The organism is Sphingomonas panacisoli, from assembly GCF_007859635.1.
In the GTDB taxonomy this organism is placed as follows: domain Bacteria; phylum Pseudomonadota; class Alphaproteobacteria; order Sphingomonadales; family Sphingomonadaceae; genus Sphingomonas; species Sphingomonas panacisoli.
Genome location: NZ_CP042306.1, coordinates 1,145,498 through 1,161,077, shown reverse-complemented (window position 1 = coordinate 1,161,077; position 15,580 = coordinate 1,145,498). Strand labels below are relative to the sequence as shown.

13 protein-coding genes are annotated in these 15,580 nt (G+C 65.2%); 6 read left to right on the top strand and 7 right to left on the bottom strand.

What is annotated here, in order from left to right; translation table 11 throughout:
* The first annotated feature begins 5 nt into the window (after window positions 1–5).
* Window positions 6–2,057 carry an NAD(+) synthase gene (locus tag FPZ24_RS05900; RefSeq protein ID WP_146570156.1) on the top strand — a complete coding sequence of 684 codons (2,052 nt, stop codon included), beginning with the start codon at window positions 6–8 and terminating at the stop codon, window positions 2,055–2,057.
* On the opposite strand, the gene FPZ24_RS05895 is transcribed toward FPZ24_RS05900, so the two are convergent.
* Window positions 2,054–2,311, bottom strand: a complete 258-nt coding sequence (locus FPZ24_RS05895; protein WP_146570155.1) for a hypothetical protein — start codon at window positions 2,309–2,311, stop codon at window positions 2,054–2,056. The genes FPZ24_RS05900 and FPZ24_RS05895 overlap by 4 nt on opposite strands.
* 75 nt (window positions 2,312–2,386) lie before the next feature.
* Between FPZ24_RS05895 and FPZ24_RS05890 the strand changes: the two genes are divergently transcribed.
* Window positions 2,387–3,277, top strand: a complete 891-nt coding sequence (locus tag FPZ24_RS05890) for an alpha/beta fold hydrolase (RefSeq protein WP_146570154.1) — start codon at window positions 2,387–2,389, stop codon at window positions 3,275–3,277.
* A 253-nt stretch (window positions 3,278–3,530) separates the two neighbouring features.
* Here the strand turns inward: FPZ24_RS05890 and FPZ24_RS05885 are convergent, their stop codons facing one another.
* On the bottom strand, window positions 3,531–4,691 hold the full coding sequence (locus tag FPZ24_RS05885) for an alpha-hydroxy-acid oxidizing protein (RefSeq protein ID WP_146570153.1): 1,161 nt from the start codon (window positions 4,689–4,691) through the stop codon (window positions 3,531–3,533).
* A 256-nt stretch (window positions 4,692–4,947) separates the two neighbouring features.
* On the opposite strand from FPZ24_RS05885, the gene FPZ24_RS05880 reads away from it, so the two are divergent.
* Complete coding sequence (locus tag FPZ24_RS05880; protein ID WP_186729093.1) at window positions 4,948–6,870, top strand: TonB-dependent siderophore receptor; 1,923 nt, start codon at window positions 4,948–4,950, stop codon at window positions 6,868–6,870.
* Window positions 6,871–6,945: 75 nt separating this feature from the next.
* Here the strand turns inward: FPZ24_RS05880 and guaA are convergent, their stop codons facing one another.
* Window positions 6,946–8,514 (bottom strand): glutamine-hydrolyzing GMP synthase, encoded by a 1,569-nt coding sequence (guaA, locus tag FPZ24_RS05875; protein WP_146570151.1) that lies wholly within the window; start codon window positions 8,512–8,514, stop codon window positions 6,946–6,948.
* Between the two features lie 153 nt (window positions 8,515–8,667).
* On the opposite strand from guaA, the gene FPZ24_RS05870 reads away from it, so the two are divergent.
* A complete protein-coding gene (locus FPZ24_RS05870; RefSeq protein WP_146570150.1) occupies window positions 8,668–8,985 on the top strand; it encodes a hypothetical protein in 318 nt (105 codons plus the stop codon).
* A gap of 66 nt (window positions 8,986–9,051) precedes the next feature.
* A complete protein-coding gene (locus FPZ24_RS05865; protein ID WP_146570149.1) occupies window positions 9,052–9,927 on the top strand; it encodes an alpha/beta hydrolase family protein in 876 nt (291 codons plus the stop codon).
* Here FPZ24_RS05865 and FPZ24_RS05860 read toward each other — a convergent pair.
* Both FPZ24_RS05860 and FPZ24_RS05855 read right to left on the bottom strand, forming a co-directional pair.
* The gene (locus FPZ24_RS05860; RefSeq protein WP_146570148.1) at window positions 9,924–11,750 is read right to left on the bottom strand and encodes a flavin-containing monooxygenase; all 1,827 of its coding nucleotides are present in this window, start codon (window positions 11,748–11,750) and stop codon (window positions 9,924–9,926) included. The two genes, FPZ24_RS05865 and FPZ24_RS05860, sit on opposite strands and share 4 nt — an antisense overlap.
* A 44-nt stretch (window positions 11,751–11,794) precedes the next feature.
* The gene (locus FPZ24_RS05855; RefSeq protein WP_186729092.1) at window positions 11,795–13,933 is read right to left on the bottom strand and encodes a prolyl oligopeptidase family serine peptidase; all 2,139 of its coding nucleotides are present in this window, start codon (window positions 13,931–13,933) and stop codon (window positions 11,795–11,797) included.
* 124 nt (window positions 13,934–14,057) lie between these two features.
* Between FPZ24_RS05855 and FPZ24_RS05850 the strand changes: the two genes are divergently transcribed.
* Window positions 14,058–14,603 carry a glycine zipper 2TM domain-containing protein gene (locus FPZ24_RS05850; RefSeq protein ID WP_146570147.1) on the top strand — a complete coding sequence of 182 codons (546 nt, stop codon included), beginning with the start codon at window positions 14,058–14,060 and terminating at the stop codon, window positions 14,601–14,603.
* 92 nt (window positions 14,604–14,695) lie between these two features.
* On the opposite strand, the gene FPZ24_RS05845 is transcribed toward FPZ24_RS05850, so the two are convergent.
* Together FPZ24_RS05845 and rplQ are read right to left on the bottom strand one after the other, a co-directional pair.
* A complete protein-coding gene (locus tag FPZ24_RS05845; protein WP_146570146.1) occupies window positions 14,696–14,902 on the bottom strand; it encodes a hypothetical protein in 207 nt (68 codons plus the stop codon).
* 111 nt (window positions 14,903–15,013) lie between these two features.
* Entirely contained in the window at window positions 15,014–15,436 is a 423-nt protein-coding gene (rplQ, locus tag FPZ24_RS05840) for a 50S ribosomal protein L17 (RefSeq protein WP_146570145.1), read from the bottom strand.
* Between the last annotated feature and the right edge of the window lie 144 nt (window positions 15,437–15,580).

The window sequence follows — 15,580 nt, the reverse complement described above, 5'->3', positions numbered from 1 at the left end:
CGCGCATGGCGAAGACGCACCGTTTCTTCTCGCACCACGCGCATGAATTCCTGCGCGTCGCGGCCTGCACGCCGGTCGCGAGCGTCGGCGATATCGCGGCCAATGCCGCCGCGACGATCGCGCTGGCGAAGCGTGGGCATGCCGAAGCGTGCGATTTGCTCGTCTTTCCGGAACTCAACGTCACGTCCTATGCGATCGACGATCTGCACCTGCAGGACGCGATCCAGCGAGCCACCGATGCCGCGCTGGCAGAGATCGCCGCGGCGACAGCCAAGCTCAAGCCCGTGCTGCTAGTCGGTGCGGCGTTGACCAAGGACGGCCGGCTCTACAATTGCGCCGTCGCGATCCATCGCGGGCGCATCCTCGGTGTCGTGCCGAAAAGCTATCTGCCCAACTATCGCGAATATTACGAGAAGCGCTGGTTCACGAGCGGGTACGACGTGGTCGAGGACGACATCGCGGTCGCCGGCCAGATCGTCTCCTTCGGCATCGACTTGATCTTCACCGCGAGCGATTTGCCGCACTTCATCTTCCACGCGGAGATTTGCGAGGATTTCTGGGCGCCGATCCCACCATCGACCTACGCCGCGATGGCGGGGGCGTTGGTTTGCTGCAACTTGTCCGCGTCCAACGTCGTGATCGGCAAGTCGCGCCAGCGCATGTTGCTCTCGGCCGCGCAGTCCGACCGCGCGATCTGCGCCTATGTCTTCTCCGCCGCGGGACCGGGCGAGAGCACCACCGATCTGGCGTGGGACGGCCAGGGCATGGTGCATGAACTAGGCGAGCTTATCGCGGAGTCGGCGCGGTTCGAGAACGATCCCGAACTGCTCGTCGCCGACGTCGATTGCGGCCGCGTGCGGCAGGAGCGGATGCGCAACGGCACCTTCCACGACACGGCCCGCGCCGAAGGCCTCGCCCCCGGCTCGTTCCGTCGCGTGACGTTCGAGGCCAAGCCCGACTTCGCCGATGTCGGCCTGCGCCGCGACATCCGCCGATTTCCGTTCGTGCCGAACACGCCGGAGAAGCTCGACGCCGATTGCTACGAGGCGTTCAACATCCAGGTTACCGCGCTCGCCCAGCGCGTCGTCGCCGCCAAAGCCGAACGACTAGTGATCGGCGTATCGGGCGGGCTCGATTCCACCCACGCGCTGATCGTCGCGGCGAAGGCGATGGACCGGCTCGGGCGCTCCCGCGACCATATCCTCGGCTATACCATGCCTGGTTTCGCGACGAGCGAGGGCACCAAGTCCAACGCCTGGGCGCTGATGCGCGCGCTGGGCGTGGCGGGGGACGAGATCGACATCCGCCCCGCCGCCGAGCAGATGCTCGCTGACATGCGGCATCCGTTCGCGGACGGGAAGCCGACCTATGACGTGACGTTCGAGAACGTCCAGGCGGGGCTGCGGACCGATTACCTGTTCCGCCTCGCCAACCAGCACAACGGTCTGGTGGTCGGCACCGGCGATCTCAGCGAACTCGCGCTAGGTTGGTGCACCTACGGCGTCGGCGACCAGATGAGCCATTACGCGGTCAATGCCGGCGTACCGAAGACGCTGATCCAGTTCCTGATCCGCTGGTGCATCCGTACCGACCAATATGACGCCGAGACCGACCGCGTGCTTGAGGCGATCCTGGCGCAGGAAATCTCGCCGGAGCTGGTGCCTGCGGGCGCGGACGGTGCGCTGCAATCGACCGAGAGCAAGATCGGTCCCTACGCGCTCAACGACTTCTTCGCGCATTATATCGTCCGCCATGGCATGGCGCCGTCCAAGGTCGCGTTCCTGGCGCTCAAGGCGTGGGAGGATGCGAGCCGGGGCCGCTGGCCGCGCGATTTCCCGGCGGCGGCCCGCACCGCCTACGACCTGCCGACGATCCGCGGCTGGCTGGAGAAGTTCCTGTTCCGCTTCTTCACGATCAGCCAGTTCAAGCGGTCGGCGATCCCTAACGGGCCGAAGGTGTCGGCGGGCGGCGCGCTTAGCCCCCGCGGCGATTGGCGCGCGCCGTCGGACGGGACCGCCAAGCCGTTCCTCGACGAGCTGGACGCGAACCTGCCCTAATCCTCGTCGGGCTCGGCCATTTCCATAAAGTCGCGCGCGGCGTCGCGATCGGCGGGATCCGCGAACGCCACGTCGAGGTCGGGCGCGACGCCGAGCATGTGCATCAGCGCCCAAAGCGCGAACCGCCGGCCGCGATCCTGCGTCATGCCGAATTCGACCCGCATCCGCTCGGCGCCTGCCGCAAGGCCATCGGGCGATAGCGTCGCGATGTCGGCGGTCCCGAAATAGCGACGGAGCTGGTCGTCGAAGTCCATGCCCCACATTCTGAGCCACACGGGGCTTGCCGACAACCCGCCACCCTGCGACCATACCCGAAATAGGAGAATGCAATGAAGGCGCAGGCTAACGGCATCGAACTCGAATACGAAGACTATGGCGCGAAGGACGCGCCGCCGGTGCTGCTCATCATGGGGCTCGGTGCCCAGCTGACCCTGTGGCCGATGCCGATGGTCGATGAGCTGGTCGCGCGCGGTTATCGCGTGATCCGCTACGACAATCGCGACATCGGGCTGTCGACCAAGCTCGACGACGAGCCCGCGCCGGCGATCACCGCGATCGTCACCGCGCTGATGATGGGCAGCAAGCCCGACGTGCCGTACTTGCTCAGCGACATGGCGGACGATGCTGTCGGGCTGCTCGACGCGCTCGACATCGACAAGGCGCACATCATGGGCGCCTCGATGGGCGGGATGATCGCGCAGATGGTCGCGGCGCTCTATCCGACCCGCGTGCTGTCGCTGACGTCGATCATGTCGACCACCGGCAACCCATCGCTGCCCGCCGCGACGGCCGAGGCGATGGCGGTACTGACCACACGACCCGACGGCAGCGACGAGGCGGCGATCGTCGCGCACGGCATCAAGATCGAGAAGGTGATCGGCAGCCCGGGCTATCCGGCCGACGAAACGGCGCTGACCGAGCGCGTGCTGCGCGATTTCCGCCGCATGTATTATCCGACCGGCTTCGCGCGCCAGATGGCAGCGATCGTCGCGAGCGGCGACCGGCGCGAGGCGTTGAAGGGTATCACCGCGCCGACGATGGTGATCCACGGCGCCGACGACCCGCTGGTGCCGCTGGCGGGCGGGCGCGACACGGCGGCGACGATCCCGGGCGCGAAGATCGTCGAGATCGCCGGCATGGGGCATAACCTGCCCGAGGTGCTGATCGGCCAAGTGCTCGACGCGTTCGAGGAAGTGGCGAAGGCGCCGGCGACGGCATGAATCCAGCAAAATCAGCGCGATAGGCGAATCGCGATCCTGCTAAGTTGACACCAAGTTGACACTAGCGCGGTCGTTTGGGCGGGACCGTATTCTGTTCGCTCATTCTTCGTCACCCCGGCCTTGAGCCGGGGTCCCGCTATCTCTCGCGTTGGATCGAGCGGGACCCCGGCTCAAGGCCGGGGTGACGAGATGGTTTTCGGCATGAGAAAGAGCGGTTCGCAGAATACCATGCGACCAGCCGTGTAGGAAAACGCTAAATCCGCGCCGCCCCTGCCGCACGGACATCGGCCAGCGTCGGCATGCCGTTGACCGCCATCATCAAATCGGCCTCGGCCAGGATGCACTTGAGCACGTGCGCCGCGCCCGCGGCACCGTCGAGCGCGAGCCCGTAAGCGAAGGGGCGCCCCACCCCCACGGCTTGCGCGCCGAGCGCCAGCGCCTTGATCACATCGCTGCCCGATCGGACACCGCTGTCGAACCACACCGGCACGTCGCCGGCAGCCGCCACTACGCCCGGCAGCATGTCGATCGCCGCGATCCCGCCATTGGCCTGGCGTCCGCCATGGTTCGAACAGAACAAGGCGTCCGCGCCCATATCGACCGCCTTTTTCGCGTCGTCGGGGTGGCAAATCCCCTTGAGCACGATCGGCATCTTGGTCGCCGATTTGTACCAGGCCATGTCGTCCCACGTCACCGGCCGTGCGAATTGCGACGCCCACAGCATCGTCGCTTCGGCGGGGGCGGACGCGGGGTCCTTGCCCAGCATCTTCTCGAACACCGGATCGGCGAAGTAATTGGCCAGCACGTGCCCGCGCAGCTGCGGGAAATTACCGGCGTTGAGGTCGCGCGGGCGCCAACCCGTTACCCAGGTGTCGAGCGTCACCACCAGCGCGCGGTACCCCGCCGCCTCCGCCCGGCGGATCAGGCTTTCCGCCAAGTCCTTGTCGCGCGGCGTGTAGAGCTGGAAGAAGCCCGGCACCTCGCCCAGCTGCCCCGCGACGTCCTCCATCGTGTCGTTGCCCAGCGTCGACACCGTCATCGGCACCCCGGTCATCGCCGACGCCTGCGCCGCGGCGACGTCGCCATGCTGGTCCGGCGTGCAGATTCCGGTGACGCCGATCGGGCTCATGAAGATCGGGCTGTGATATTTGTGGCCGAAGATCGTCGTCGACAGATCGCGGCTGGTCGTCCCGACCATCATCCGCGGCACCATGCCCCAGTGGCGGAACGCGGCGGCATTCTGGTCCTGCGTCCACTCGTCCCCGCACCCGCCCTGGACATAGTTGAGCACGTGCGGCGGCATCGCGGCGGTCGCGCGCTGGACGAGCGTCGCATAATCGACCGGCAGCTTGGTCAGCACGCCGCGCAGGCCAGCGCCGTAAATCTCGTTCTGATAATCGCCGAAATGGCCCATGCCGCGCTCTCTTTCCGTACGTGTTCTCGGTGCCGTTATGGCGAAAGAGGATGCGGCTGTCTCGCTCGCTCGCACGTAATACGAATCGGACGCTCGGCGGCCGTTGTTTGGAATATGCTTCGCCGCCATTCGTCAGTCGATACGGACCATTCGTAGCAAGATCGGCGGCTTCGTCGCACCATTCATCGACTGTTCAGCGGGTGTGGCACTGATATAGTGTCATAAGGCGTTACAACGCTGTTCGGGAGGGATGATGATGCGGTTCGGTTCGATGTCGCTGGCGTTGTTGTGTGCGGCGACCGCCCTGCCCGCCTGGGCCCAAGACCGTACCGAAGACAATGCCGTGACCGAGGCCGAGGATGCGTTCGGGTTCAGTACCGGTCGCGAGACGATCGGCATCTACAACGCCAATAACGCACGCGGCTTCTCCCCCAGCAATGCCGGCAACGTGCGGATCGAAGGACTCTATTTCGATCCGACGTTCGGCCTGCCCAGCACGATCAACACATCGACCGCGATCAAGGTCGGACTGTCCGCTCAAGGCTATCCGTTCGCGGCACCGAGCGGGATCGTCGATCAGGCACTGCGCCGTCCGGACAGTAAGCCGGGCGCGTCGATCCTGCTGAACGGTGACAGCTATGGTTCGTACGGCATTGAAATCGATGGATCATTGCCGATCAACAAGCAGATTTCTTTGGGTTATGGCCTGACCGGAAATCGCGTGTCGTTTCCCGACGGCACCAACAATTTCAATCACGGCCAGGCGCTGATCCTGCGTTGGCGCCCGGCGGCGGGGGTCGAGATCGTGCCGTTCTGGACGATGTACAACGACTATAACGACGAGGCCGGGCCGTTCTACGTTCCGGCGGGCAACTTCCTGCCCCCACAGCCGCCGCTCCACCAATTCAACGGGCCGCAATGGGCCGATTTTCGCTACACCGGCACCAACAAGGGTGTGCTGGCATCCTACGCTCCGGCCAAGAACTGGCTCGTCCGCCTCGGCGCGTTCCAGTCGATCTACGACATGAAGGCGGGGTGGACGAACCTGCTGCTCGGCGTCGAGCCCGATGGTACCGCGACCAGTCGGTTGATCGTGGCCGACCCGCGCAACATCAAGAATTCGCTGAGCGGCGAGTTCCGCGTCACGCACAGCATCGTCGACGGGCCGCGGCTGCACGTCATCCATCTGAGCGTCCGCGAGCGCAGCGCGAAGCGCGAATATGGCGGATCGGACGAAGTCGATCTGGGCCCGACGCGGATCGGCGAAACAGAGGATTCACCCAAGCCGGCGTTCGTGTTTGGTCCGCTGTCGCGCAACCGCGTCGATCAGACCACGATCGGCGTCGCCTATGACGGGCGCTGGCGCAATGTCGGCGAAGTAAGCTTCGGCGTGTCGCGCGCAAACTACCGCAAGGTCACCGAACTGCCGGGCGTCGCGCCGATCGTCTCGCGATCGAATCCGTGGCTCTACAACGGCACCGCAGCGGTCAACGTGTCGAAGGCGATCACCATTTATGCCGGCTATGCGCGGGGCCTGGAGGAAAGCGGCGTCGCGCCGCCCAACGCCGCCAATCGCAATCAGCCGCTCGACGCCGTGCTGACCGAACAAAAGGATGCCGGCGTGCGCTGGAACGTTGCCGGCAACGTCACGGTGATTGCGGGCGTGTTCGACCTGAAAAAGCCCTATTTCGGGTTCGACGCCGCCGCGAACTACACGCAGATCGGGACGACGCGCAGCCGTGGCGCCGAATTCTCGGTATCGGGCAACGTCACCGGCCGGCTGAACGTCGTCGCCGGCGGCTATTTCCTCGACGCGCGCGTGGTGCGCGATGCGACGGCGCTCGGCAATATCGGCCCGCGGCCGGTCGGTCTGGCCGGGCACTCGCTCAACATGAACCTCAATTGGCGCACGCCGATCATCGAGGGCCTGTCGCTCGACGCCGCAATGACGCAGCGGGCCAGCATACCCTCGACGACCGACAATCTGGTCTCGATACCGTCGCGCGTATCGGTCGCGATGGGTGGCCGCTATCGCTTCAAGCTCGCCACAAAGAACGCCACGCTACGGATCCAGGTCGCCAACCTGTTCGACGCCAAGGGCTTCAACTCGGCAGGGCCGGGCGTTTACGGGGCGAATAACGGGCGGTTCATCACCGGTTATCTGGCGATCGATATCTAGCCGACGGCAAGGGCGGCGCCTTGCAGCGCCGAGCGACCAAGCCGCGATCATGCCCCGCATGATCGCGAGTCTTGGTCACTCCCACTCGATCGTGCCGGGCGGCTTCGACGTATAGTCGTAGGTCACGCGGTTGATGCCCTTGACCTCGTTGATGATCCGCGTCGCGCAGCGCGACAGGAATTCGCCGGAGAAGTGATAGGCATCCGCCGTCATGCCGTCGACCGAGGTCACCGCGCGGAGCGCCAGGACGTTGTCGTAAGTTCGCCCGTCGCCCATCACCCCGACGCTGCGCACCGGGAGCAGCACCGCGAACGCCTGCCAGATGGCGTCGTACAGCCCGGCATTGCGGATTTCCTCGAGGTAAATCGCGTCGGCCTTTCGCAGGATGTCGCAACGGTCCTTGCTGACCTCGCCGGGGATGCGGATCGCGAGGCCCGGGCCGGGGAACGGATGTCGGCCGACGAAGATGTCGGGTAGCCCGAGCTCGCGGCCCAGTGCCCGCACCTCGTCCTTGAACAGCTCGCGCAGCGGTTCGACGAGCTTCATGTTCATGCGCTCGGGCAGACCGCCGACATTGTGGTGGCTCTTGATCGTCACCGACGGCCCGCCGGTGAACGACACGCTCTCGATCACGTCGGGATAGAGCGTGCCCTGCGCCAGGAACTCCGCCCCGCCGATCTTCCGCGCCTCGTCCTCGAACACGTCGATGAACGTCTTGCCGATGAACTTGCGCTTGGCCTCGGGGTCGGTGACGCCGGCGAGGCCGCTGAGGAACAGGGTCTCGGCGTTCACGTGGACCAGCGGGATATTGTAATGGCCGCGGAACAGCGACACGACCTGGTCCGCCTCGCCGCTGCGCATCAGGCCGTGGTCGACGAACACGCAGGTCAGTTGATGCCCGATCGCCTCGTGGATCAGCACCGCGGCGACCGCGCTGTCGACGCCGCCCGACAGCCCGCAAATCACCCGCTTGTCGCCGACCTGCTCGCGGATCTCGGCGATCTTGGCGGCGCGGAACTCGGCCATCGACCAGTCGCCCTTCAACCCGCAGACATGCCGCGCGAAATTGGCGATCAGCTTCGCGCCGTCCGGCGTGTGGACCACCTCGGGGTGGAACTGCATCGCGTAATAGCGGCGCGCATCGTCGGCGATCACCGCGAACGGCGCGCCGGCACTGGCGGCGACGGGACGGAAGCCGGGCGCGAGCGCGGTCACCTTGTCGCCGTGACTCATCCACACCTGGTGCGTCTCGCCCTCGCTCCACAGGCCGTTGAACAGTTCGCAGCGATCGTCGATCTCTATGAAGGCGCGGCCGAATTCGCCGCTGTCGCCCAGCTCTACCGTGCCGCCCAACTGGTGCATCATGACTTGCTGGCCGTAGCAGATGCCGAGAACCGGCAGCCCGCTATCGAAGATCGCCTGCGGGACGCGCGGGCTGTCTTCGTCGAGCACGCTCGCCGGACTGCCCGACAGGATCACGCCCCGTGGCTTCATCCGCGCAAAGGCGTCGTCCGCTGCATTGAAAGGGACGATTTCCGAATAGACCCCCGCCTCGCGCACGCGGCGGGCGATGAGTTGGGTCACCTGGCTGCCGAAATCGACGATCAGGATCGAATCGCCAAATGCTGTGGGGGCTTGGGTCATGGCGTCCGATAGCGACTGCCGCGCCCCTGCGCCAGATTGGGTCACATCGAGTTTTGTTACATCAAGATGACATTTTTACTTCACAATTACGTATTTTATGTCATGATTCTGTCATCGTAGAGTCATTTGCGGGAGGATGAGAGGATACAACCGATGGTAAAGGCAGCACTTTTCGTAGCTTTGGTCGCAACCGCGATGCCGGCATTCGCCGATACGCCGTCGGCCAAGCTCGCATCGGACATTCGCATCACCGAAAGCCGGACGGCCGTCGCATCGGGCGACAGCGGCGCCTATATCGAACTGGCGCAGGCCTATTTGCGCGCCGGACGCACGGGTGACGCAACGCTTGCCTATCGCGCCGCGCTGACCCGCGACAACGAGATGATGCTGACCAAGAACGGTGACTCGGTCTGGTCGCACCAGATCGCGCGCGATGCGCTGGCGCTGATCCCGCAATACGCGGCGCGCTGACGCGAGAAGCTTTCCCCTCCCCCGTTCCGGCGTTAGGCTGCGCTTGGCCAGACGGGGGAGAGTGAGATGATCAGGACGTTGGCATGTGCCGCGATGCTCGGGCTTGGCGTGGCCGGCGCGTTGCACGCCCAAACGATACCCAACGCCGTCATTGCCGACCCCGCGCCCGACGCGCAATTCCCCGCCAAACTGATTCAGCTGCGTTATACAAGCGCCGGGATCGCGCTGCCCGCCCGGCTGTTCCTCGCCTCCGGTGGCAAGCCGCACCCGACGGTGCTGATGCTCCACGGCTTTCCCGGCACCGAGATGAATTTCGACCTCGACCGCGCGATGCAGCGAGCGGGATGGCATGTGCTGGCGATCGAGTATCGCGGCGTGTGGGGCGGTGGCGGCAAGTTCAGCTTCTCGCACGTCGTGGAGGACGGCCGCGCGGGCCTTGCGTGGCTGCGCGATCCGGCGAACGACGCCAAATACTTCATCGACCCCACGCGGATCGTCGTGATGGGCCATTCGATGGGCGGCTTCGCGACCGTGATGCTCAGCGACGACAAGCAGGTCGCAGGGTCGGTCGTGATCTCCGGCGCCAATATCGGCGGGCGGCTCGCCGGCGCGGCGGGCAAGCCGATCGACGCGCTCCGCAAGGATTGGGGCGAGGATGCCAGCTACACCAACATGACGATCGAGGAGATGGTCGCCGACGGTGCCGCGAATGCCGCGCGCTGGGACTGGCGGACCAACGCCGCGCGGTTCGCGGGACGGCCGTTGCTGCTGTTGAGCTCGAACGACGGGCTCAAGCCCGACGCCGACCTCGCCGCCGCCGAGGTCAAGAAGGCCGGCGGCACGGTGACCGAAATCAAGCTGGAGACCGATCACAGCTATAACGACCACCGCATCGCGCTCGCGGCGGCGATCGTCGGCTGGCTGCAGGCGACCTTCCGCTAGGTAAAGGCCAGCCCGTCGAACGCGCCCGACTGCCGCCAGCTATCGATATATTGGAAATAAGCGTGCGCACCGAGCGGGTAGCCGACCGCGAGCGCCGCCGCCGGGCCGGGGTCCTTGCCCTCATTATTATAGTATCCCGGCGTGCAGTCTGGCGCGGTGCGCAGGCTGCGGCCCGGGCCGGATAGCAGCAACTCGCACCACGCATCCTGCGCTTCACGCGTCACCTCGACCTCGTGCGCGCCGACGTCTTCCGCATGCGCGACGACGGCGGCGATCGTCCGGCCGGACTCGGTGAGGTTGTGCGGCACGTTGGAAATCAGATTCGCGCCCTGGGTCGGCGTCACGACGAACAGGTTGGGAAAGCCGTGGACGTGGATGCCGTGCTTCGACCGCATCCCGTCCGCCCAGGCCTCGCTCAGCTTCACGCCGTTGCGCCCGACCACGTCGAACCCGACCAGCCCCGACAGATTGGTGCCGACGCGGAAACCCGAGGCGTAGATGATGCAATCGACGTCGTAATGCTTGCCCGCGACGGTGAAGCCGGTCTCGTCGATCGACTCCACGCCCTTGCCGCCAGTGTCGATCAAGTGCGTGCCGGGCGTGTTGAAGGCCTGCAAATAGGCATCGTGGAAGCACGGCCGCTTGCACAGCTGGCGGTACCACGCCTTGAGCCCCGCCGCCGTTTCCGGGTCGGCGACGAGCTGGTCCACGCGCGCGCGGATTTCCTCCATCTTCTCGAAGTCCGAATCCTCCCACACGCGCAGGATGTTCTCGAAACTGCGTTCGGCCGGCGGCAGCGTCACCACGCGCGCCTTGATTCGGCGCGAAATGTCGGTCCAGCCGTCCTCGACCAGATCCTCCTCGACCGCCATGCCCGGCGTCTGGTTGGCGGTGAAATTCTCCAGCCAGCGGCGCTGCCAACCCGGCGTCGCGATCCCGGCGAACCACTCCGGGTCGATCGGCGCGTTGGCCCGGACGTCCACCGACGAGGGCGTGCGCTGGACGACGTAAAGCTCCTTCGCCGCGCGCGCGAGGTGGGGCACCGCCTGCACCGACGTCGCGCCGGTGCCGATGATCGCGACGCGTTTGTCGGCTAGGCCGGTCATCGGCGCGCCGTTCGCGTCGCCGCCGGTATAGCCATAGTCCCAGCGGCTGGTGTGGAACGACTTACCCTCGAACCGCTTGATCCCCGGGATGCCGGGCAGTTTCGGGATGTGCAGCGGTCCGGTGCCGATCCCGACATATTTGGCGGTGAAGCGGTCGTCGCGGTCGGTGGTGATCACCCAAACCTGCCGCTTCTGGTCCCACACGATCTCGCGGATCTGGGTGTGGAAAAGCGCCTTCTCGTACAGCCCGTATTGCCGCCCGATCCGCCGACACTGCTCGAGGATTTCGGGGCCGTGCGCGTATTTCTCGGTCGGCATGTGACCGGTTTCTTCAAGTAGCGGCATGTAGATCATCGACGCGGTGTCGCATTGCGCGCCGGGATAGCGATTCCAATACCAGGTCCCGCCGAAGTCCCCGCCCTTCTCGATAATGCGGTAATCGGTGATCCCCGCTTCCGCGAGCCGTGCGCCCGTCACCAGCCCCGCAAAACCGCCGCCGACGAACGCGAAGGTGACATGATCGGTCACCGGATCGCGCGGCACCACCGGCGTGTGCGGGTCGATCGCGTAATCGGCGAACGCGCCGTTCAGGTCGATATATTGGTCGTTCCCGTCGTCGCGCAGCCGCTTGTCGCGCTCCTCGATATATTTGGCGAGCAGCGCCTTCTTGTCGATGGCGGGACGGACAGCATCGGAGACTAGGGTCGGGTCGTTCATGACCATACCCTATGTTCGAAAAAGACCGCGCGCAAGCCTGTGCGTCACTCGACCGGTTTGACGACCATCCCCGTCCACTTCGCGATGAACGCCCAGTCGCTCGCCGTCTCGTCGATGATCTTGTCGGTCGGTTTCCCCGAACCATGCCCGGCCCGCGTCTCGATCCGGACGAGGCGCGGCTTGGGGCCGAGGTCCATCGACTGCAGCATCGCGGTATATTTGAACGTATGCCCCGGCACGACGCGATCGTCGGTGTCGGCGGTCGCCGCGAGGATCGCCGGATAGGGCTTGCCGGCGCGGATGTTGTGATAGGGCGAGTATTTCAGCAGCACGCGGAAATCGGCTTCCTTCGACGGATAACCGTAATCGTCGACCCAATAGCGCCCCGCGGTGAAGCGATCGAAGCGCAGCATGTCCATCACACCGACCTGCGGCAGCGCCGCGGCGAACAGATCGGGCCGCTGATTGACCACCGCGCCGATCAACAGTCCGCCGTTCGACCCGCCCATGATCGCCAGTTGGTCCTTGCCGGTATAGCCCTTCGCTTTCAGGAACTCGCCGGCCGCGATGAAATCGTCGAACACGTTCTGTTTGTTCGCCAGCCGCCCGCCGTCGTGCCATTCCTTGCCATACTCGCCGCCGCCGCGAATGTTGGCGACGGCGTAGACGCCGCCCTGCTCCAGCCAGGCGATCCGCGTCGCGGAGAAGGCCGGCTCCATCGTGACGTTGAACCCGCCATAGGCGTAGAGCAAGGTCGGTGCCGGCCCGCTCGTCCCCTTCTTGCGGACGATGAACATCGGCACGCGGGTGCCGTCCTTCGACGCGTAGAAGACTTGGCTGACGAGGTAGTTGGCGGGATCGAACGCGACCTTGGGCTGCGCCCAGACCGACGATTTCCCCGTCGCGACGTCGTAGCGATAGATCGTCGTCGGCCGGTTGTAGCTGGTGAAGCTGTAGAACGTCTCCGGATCGTCCGCCTCGCCACCGAACCCGCCGACCGATCCGATGCCGGGCAACGCCACCGTGCCATCGGGCTTGCCGTCGAGCGAGTAGCGGCGGACCTCGCTTTTCACATCGACCAGGTACGACGTGACCAGCTTGCCGCCGATGATGGCGGCGCCGTCGAGCACCGCCTTGTCCTGCGGCACCACTTCGACCACCGGCACTTCCGCCGATCGCGCATAGAGATTGGTCGAGACGAGACGCATCCGCGGCGCGTCCTTGTCCGTCACCCAATAGAAGTTGCCGCCGACATTGCCCGCGAAGCTCCACTGATAGTCGAGCCCCTTGAATATCGTCCGCGGCGCCGGCTTCGGCGCGGCCAGGTCGATGACGGTAATCTCGTAACGGTTGTCGGTGCCCTCGGTCGTGGTGATGACCAGCCACTTGCCGTCGTCGGTGACCTGCGCGCCATGGCTGCGTTTGGGCTGATCGGGCGTCGCGTAGATCAGCGTATCGGCCGATTGCGGCGTGCCGAGCTTGTGGAAATAGACCGCTTGATTCTCGTTGGTCGACTGGAACTTCTGCCCCTCGGGCGGCGCGGGGAAGCGCGAATAATAGAAGCCCGATCCGTCCTTCGCCCAGGACAGGTTGGAGAATTTCACCCATTCGACCGTGTCGTCGAGCACCTTGCCGCTATCGACGTCGAGCACCTTGACCGTCCGCCAATCGGTGCCGCCGTCCTGGATGGCATAGACGATGCGCTTGCCGTCTTCGCTCGGCGCCCATTCGCCGAGCGCGGTCGCGCCGTCCTTCGCCCAGCCATTGGGGTCGATCAGCACGCGGCCAGCGCCGTCGATAGCGTCGCGCACGTACAGCACCGCCTGGTTCTGCAGACCCGAATTGCGCGCGTAGAAATAGCGCCCGCCCTTCTTCACCGGCGTACCGAACCGCTCGTAGTCGATCAACGCCTTCAGCCGCGTCTTGAAGATATCGCGCCCCGGCAACGTCGCGAGATAGGCATCGGTCAGCTTGTTCTCGTCCGCCACCCAGGCCGCGACCTTGGGATCGGTGCGGACGTCGTTTTCCAGCCAGCGATAGGGATCGGCGACCTTCACCCCGAATTGTTCGTCCACGGTCGTGCCGCGTTCGGTCGCAGGATAGGTGATACTGGTCATGTCACTCGTCTGGGCAAAGGCGGGAACGGTCAGGGCGATCAGGGTCAGCGGCAACAGGCGATGCATCGACAACTCCATGGGAGAGGCATATCGTCCGCCGTCATCGCAGGTTCAACTAGTAGGCGTAAACCCGAAACGGACCCGTATCGACGCTGAGGCGTTGAGCCGGGGTAATCGAAGGAGAAGAGCCATGTTGCGTACCCTGCCCCTTGCCCTGTCGGCTGCCGCGATCGCCGTGACGGCACTTGCCGTCCCCGCCACCGCGCAAACCTATTCCGAACAGCGCCGCTTCGATGCCGCGCAGCGTCGTTTCGACAACGAACAGCGTCTCTACGACCAGGAACGCGCATTGTTCGAGCAGGCTCAGCGTCGCGATCAGCGCCGGTCGAGCTACAACGATCCGCGCTACCCGAACTCGAGCTATAGCGATCCGTATAACGACCCGCGCTATCAGACCGATTACGACGCGTCGCGCTACTATAAGGACGATCCCCGTTATCAGGAACGAACGCTGACCTCGAACGACCAGGTCTATCGCGGATCGGACGGGCGCTATTACTGCAAGCGGAACGACGGCACGACCGGCCTGATCGTTGGCGCAGCGGCTGGTGGTATCCTCGGCAACGTGGTCGATGGCGGGCGCAACCGCATCGGCGGCACGCTGATCGGCGGCGCGCTGGGCGCATTGCTCGGCAAGAAGGTCGACCAGTCGAATACGGACTATCGTTGCCGCTGAACGGCGCGGGCTAGCGTGAGCTAAAGCCCGCGACGCCCGACACCTAAACGAAGAGGGCCGCATCTCCACCCGGAGATGCGGCCCTCTTCACGTCAGCGCTTGCAGTTGACGTTGTTGCCGCCGTGCCGGCAGCGGACGACCTTGACCGGATGCTTGCGCTTCAGGTTGATGCTCGGGCGGAACGCCTTGTGGCACTTGACGTAATGCCCGCGATAATAAGTGCGGCACACCTTGGCTTCGGCCGGCATTGCCGTGACCGTTACGGCGGCGGCAGCGATCATCAACGCGATCCGAGTCATATTCATCTCCCACGACGGCCTATCCGTCGATGCCGACCTACAACGCCGACAAACAAAAAGGTCGCGCTTCCCGACGAAGCGCGACCTTTTTGTTACGGATGAAGAACCCTCTCAGGCGGCCTGATCGAAGTCCTCGTCGACCAGCACCGGACCCGAATCCTGGCCCTTCGCCGAGACGTCGCGATCGACGAACTCGATGACCGCCATCGGCGATGCGTCCGAGGCGCGGATGCCGGCCTTGATCACGCGGGTGTAGCCGCCGTTGCGGGTCGCGTAGCGCGCCGCGATCACGTCGAACAGCTTCACCAGCTGCGCATCGTCGAGCAAACGAGCGTGCGCGAGGCGACGGTTGGACAGGCCACCCTTCTTCGCCAGCGTCACCAGCTTCTCGATATACGGGCGAAGCTCCTTCGCCTTGGCGACCGTGGTCGTGATCTGCTCGTGCTTGATCAGCGCCGCCGACATGTTGCGGAACAATGCGGCGCGGTGCGCCGAGGTGCGTTGAAGCTTACGACCGCCTACCTTGTGGCGCATGATACTTTCCTTCTCGTTCGTCAGGGGGCCGTGTGAGGTACCCCGGGCCAGGTAGAGACGGTGGGTCTACCGGATATCCGTCACCCCGGCCTTGAGCCGGGGTCCCTCTTCTGGCCCGACGCGGGAGTAAATCCCGCGTCGTCG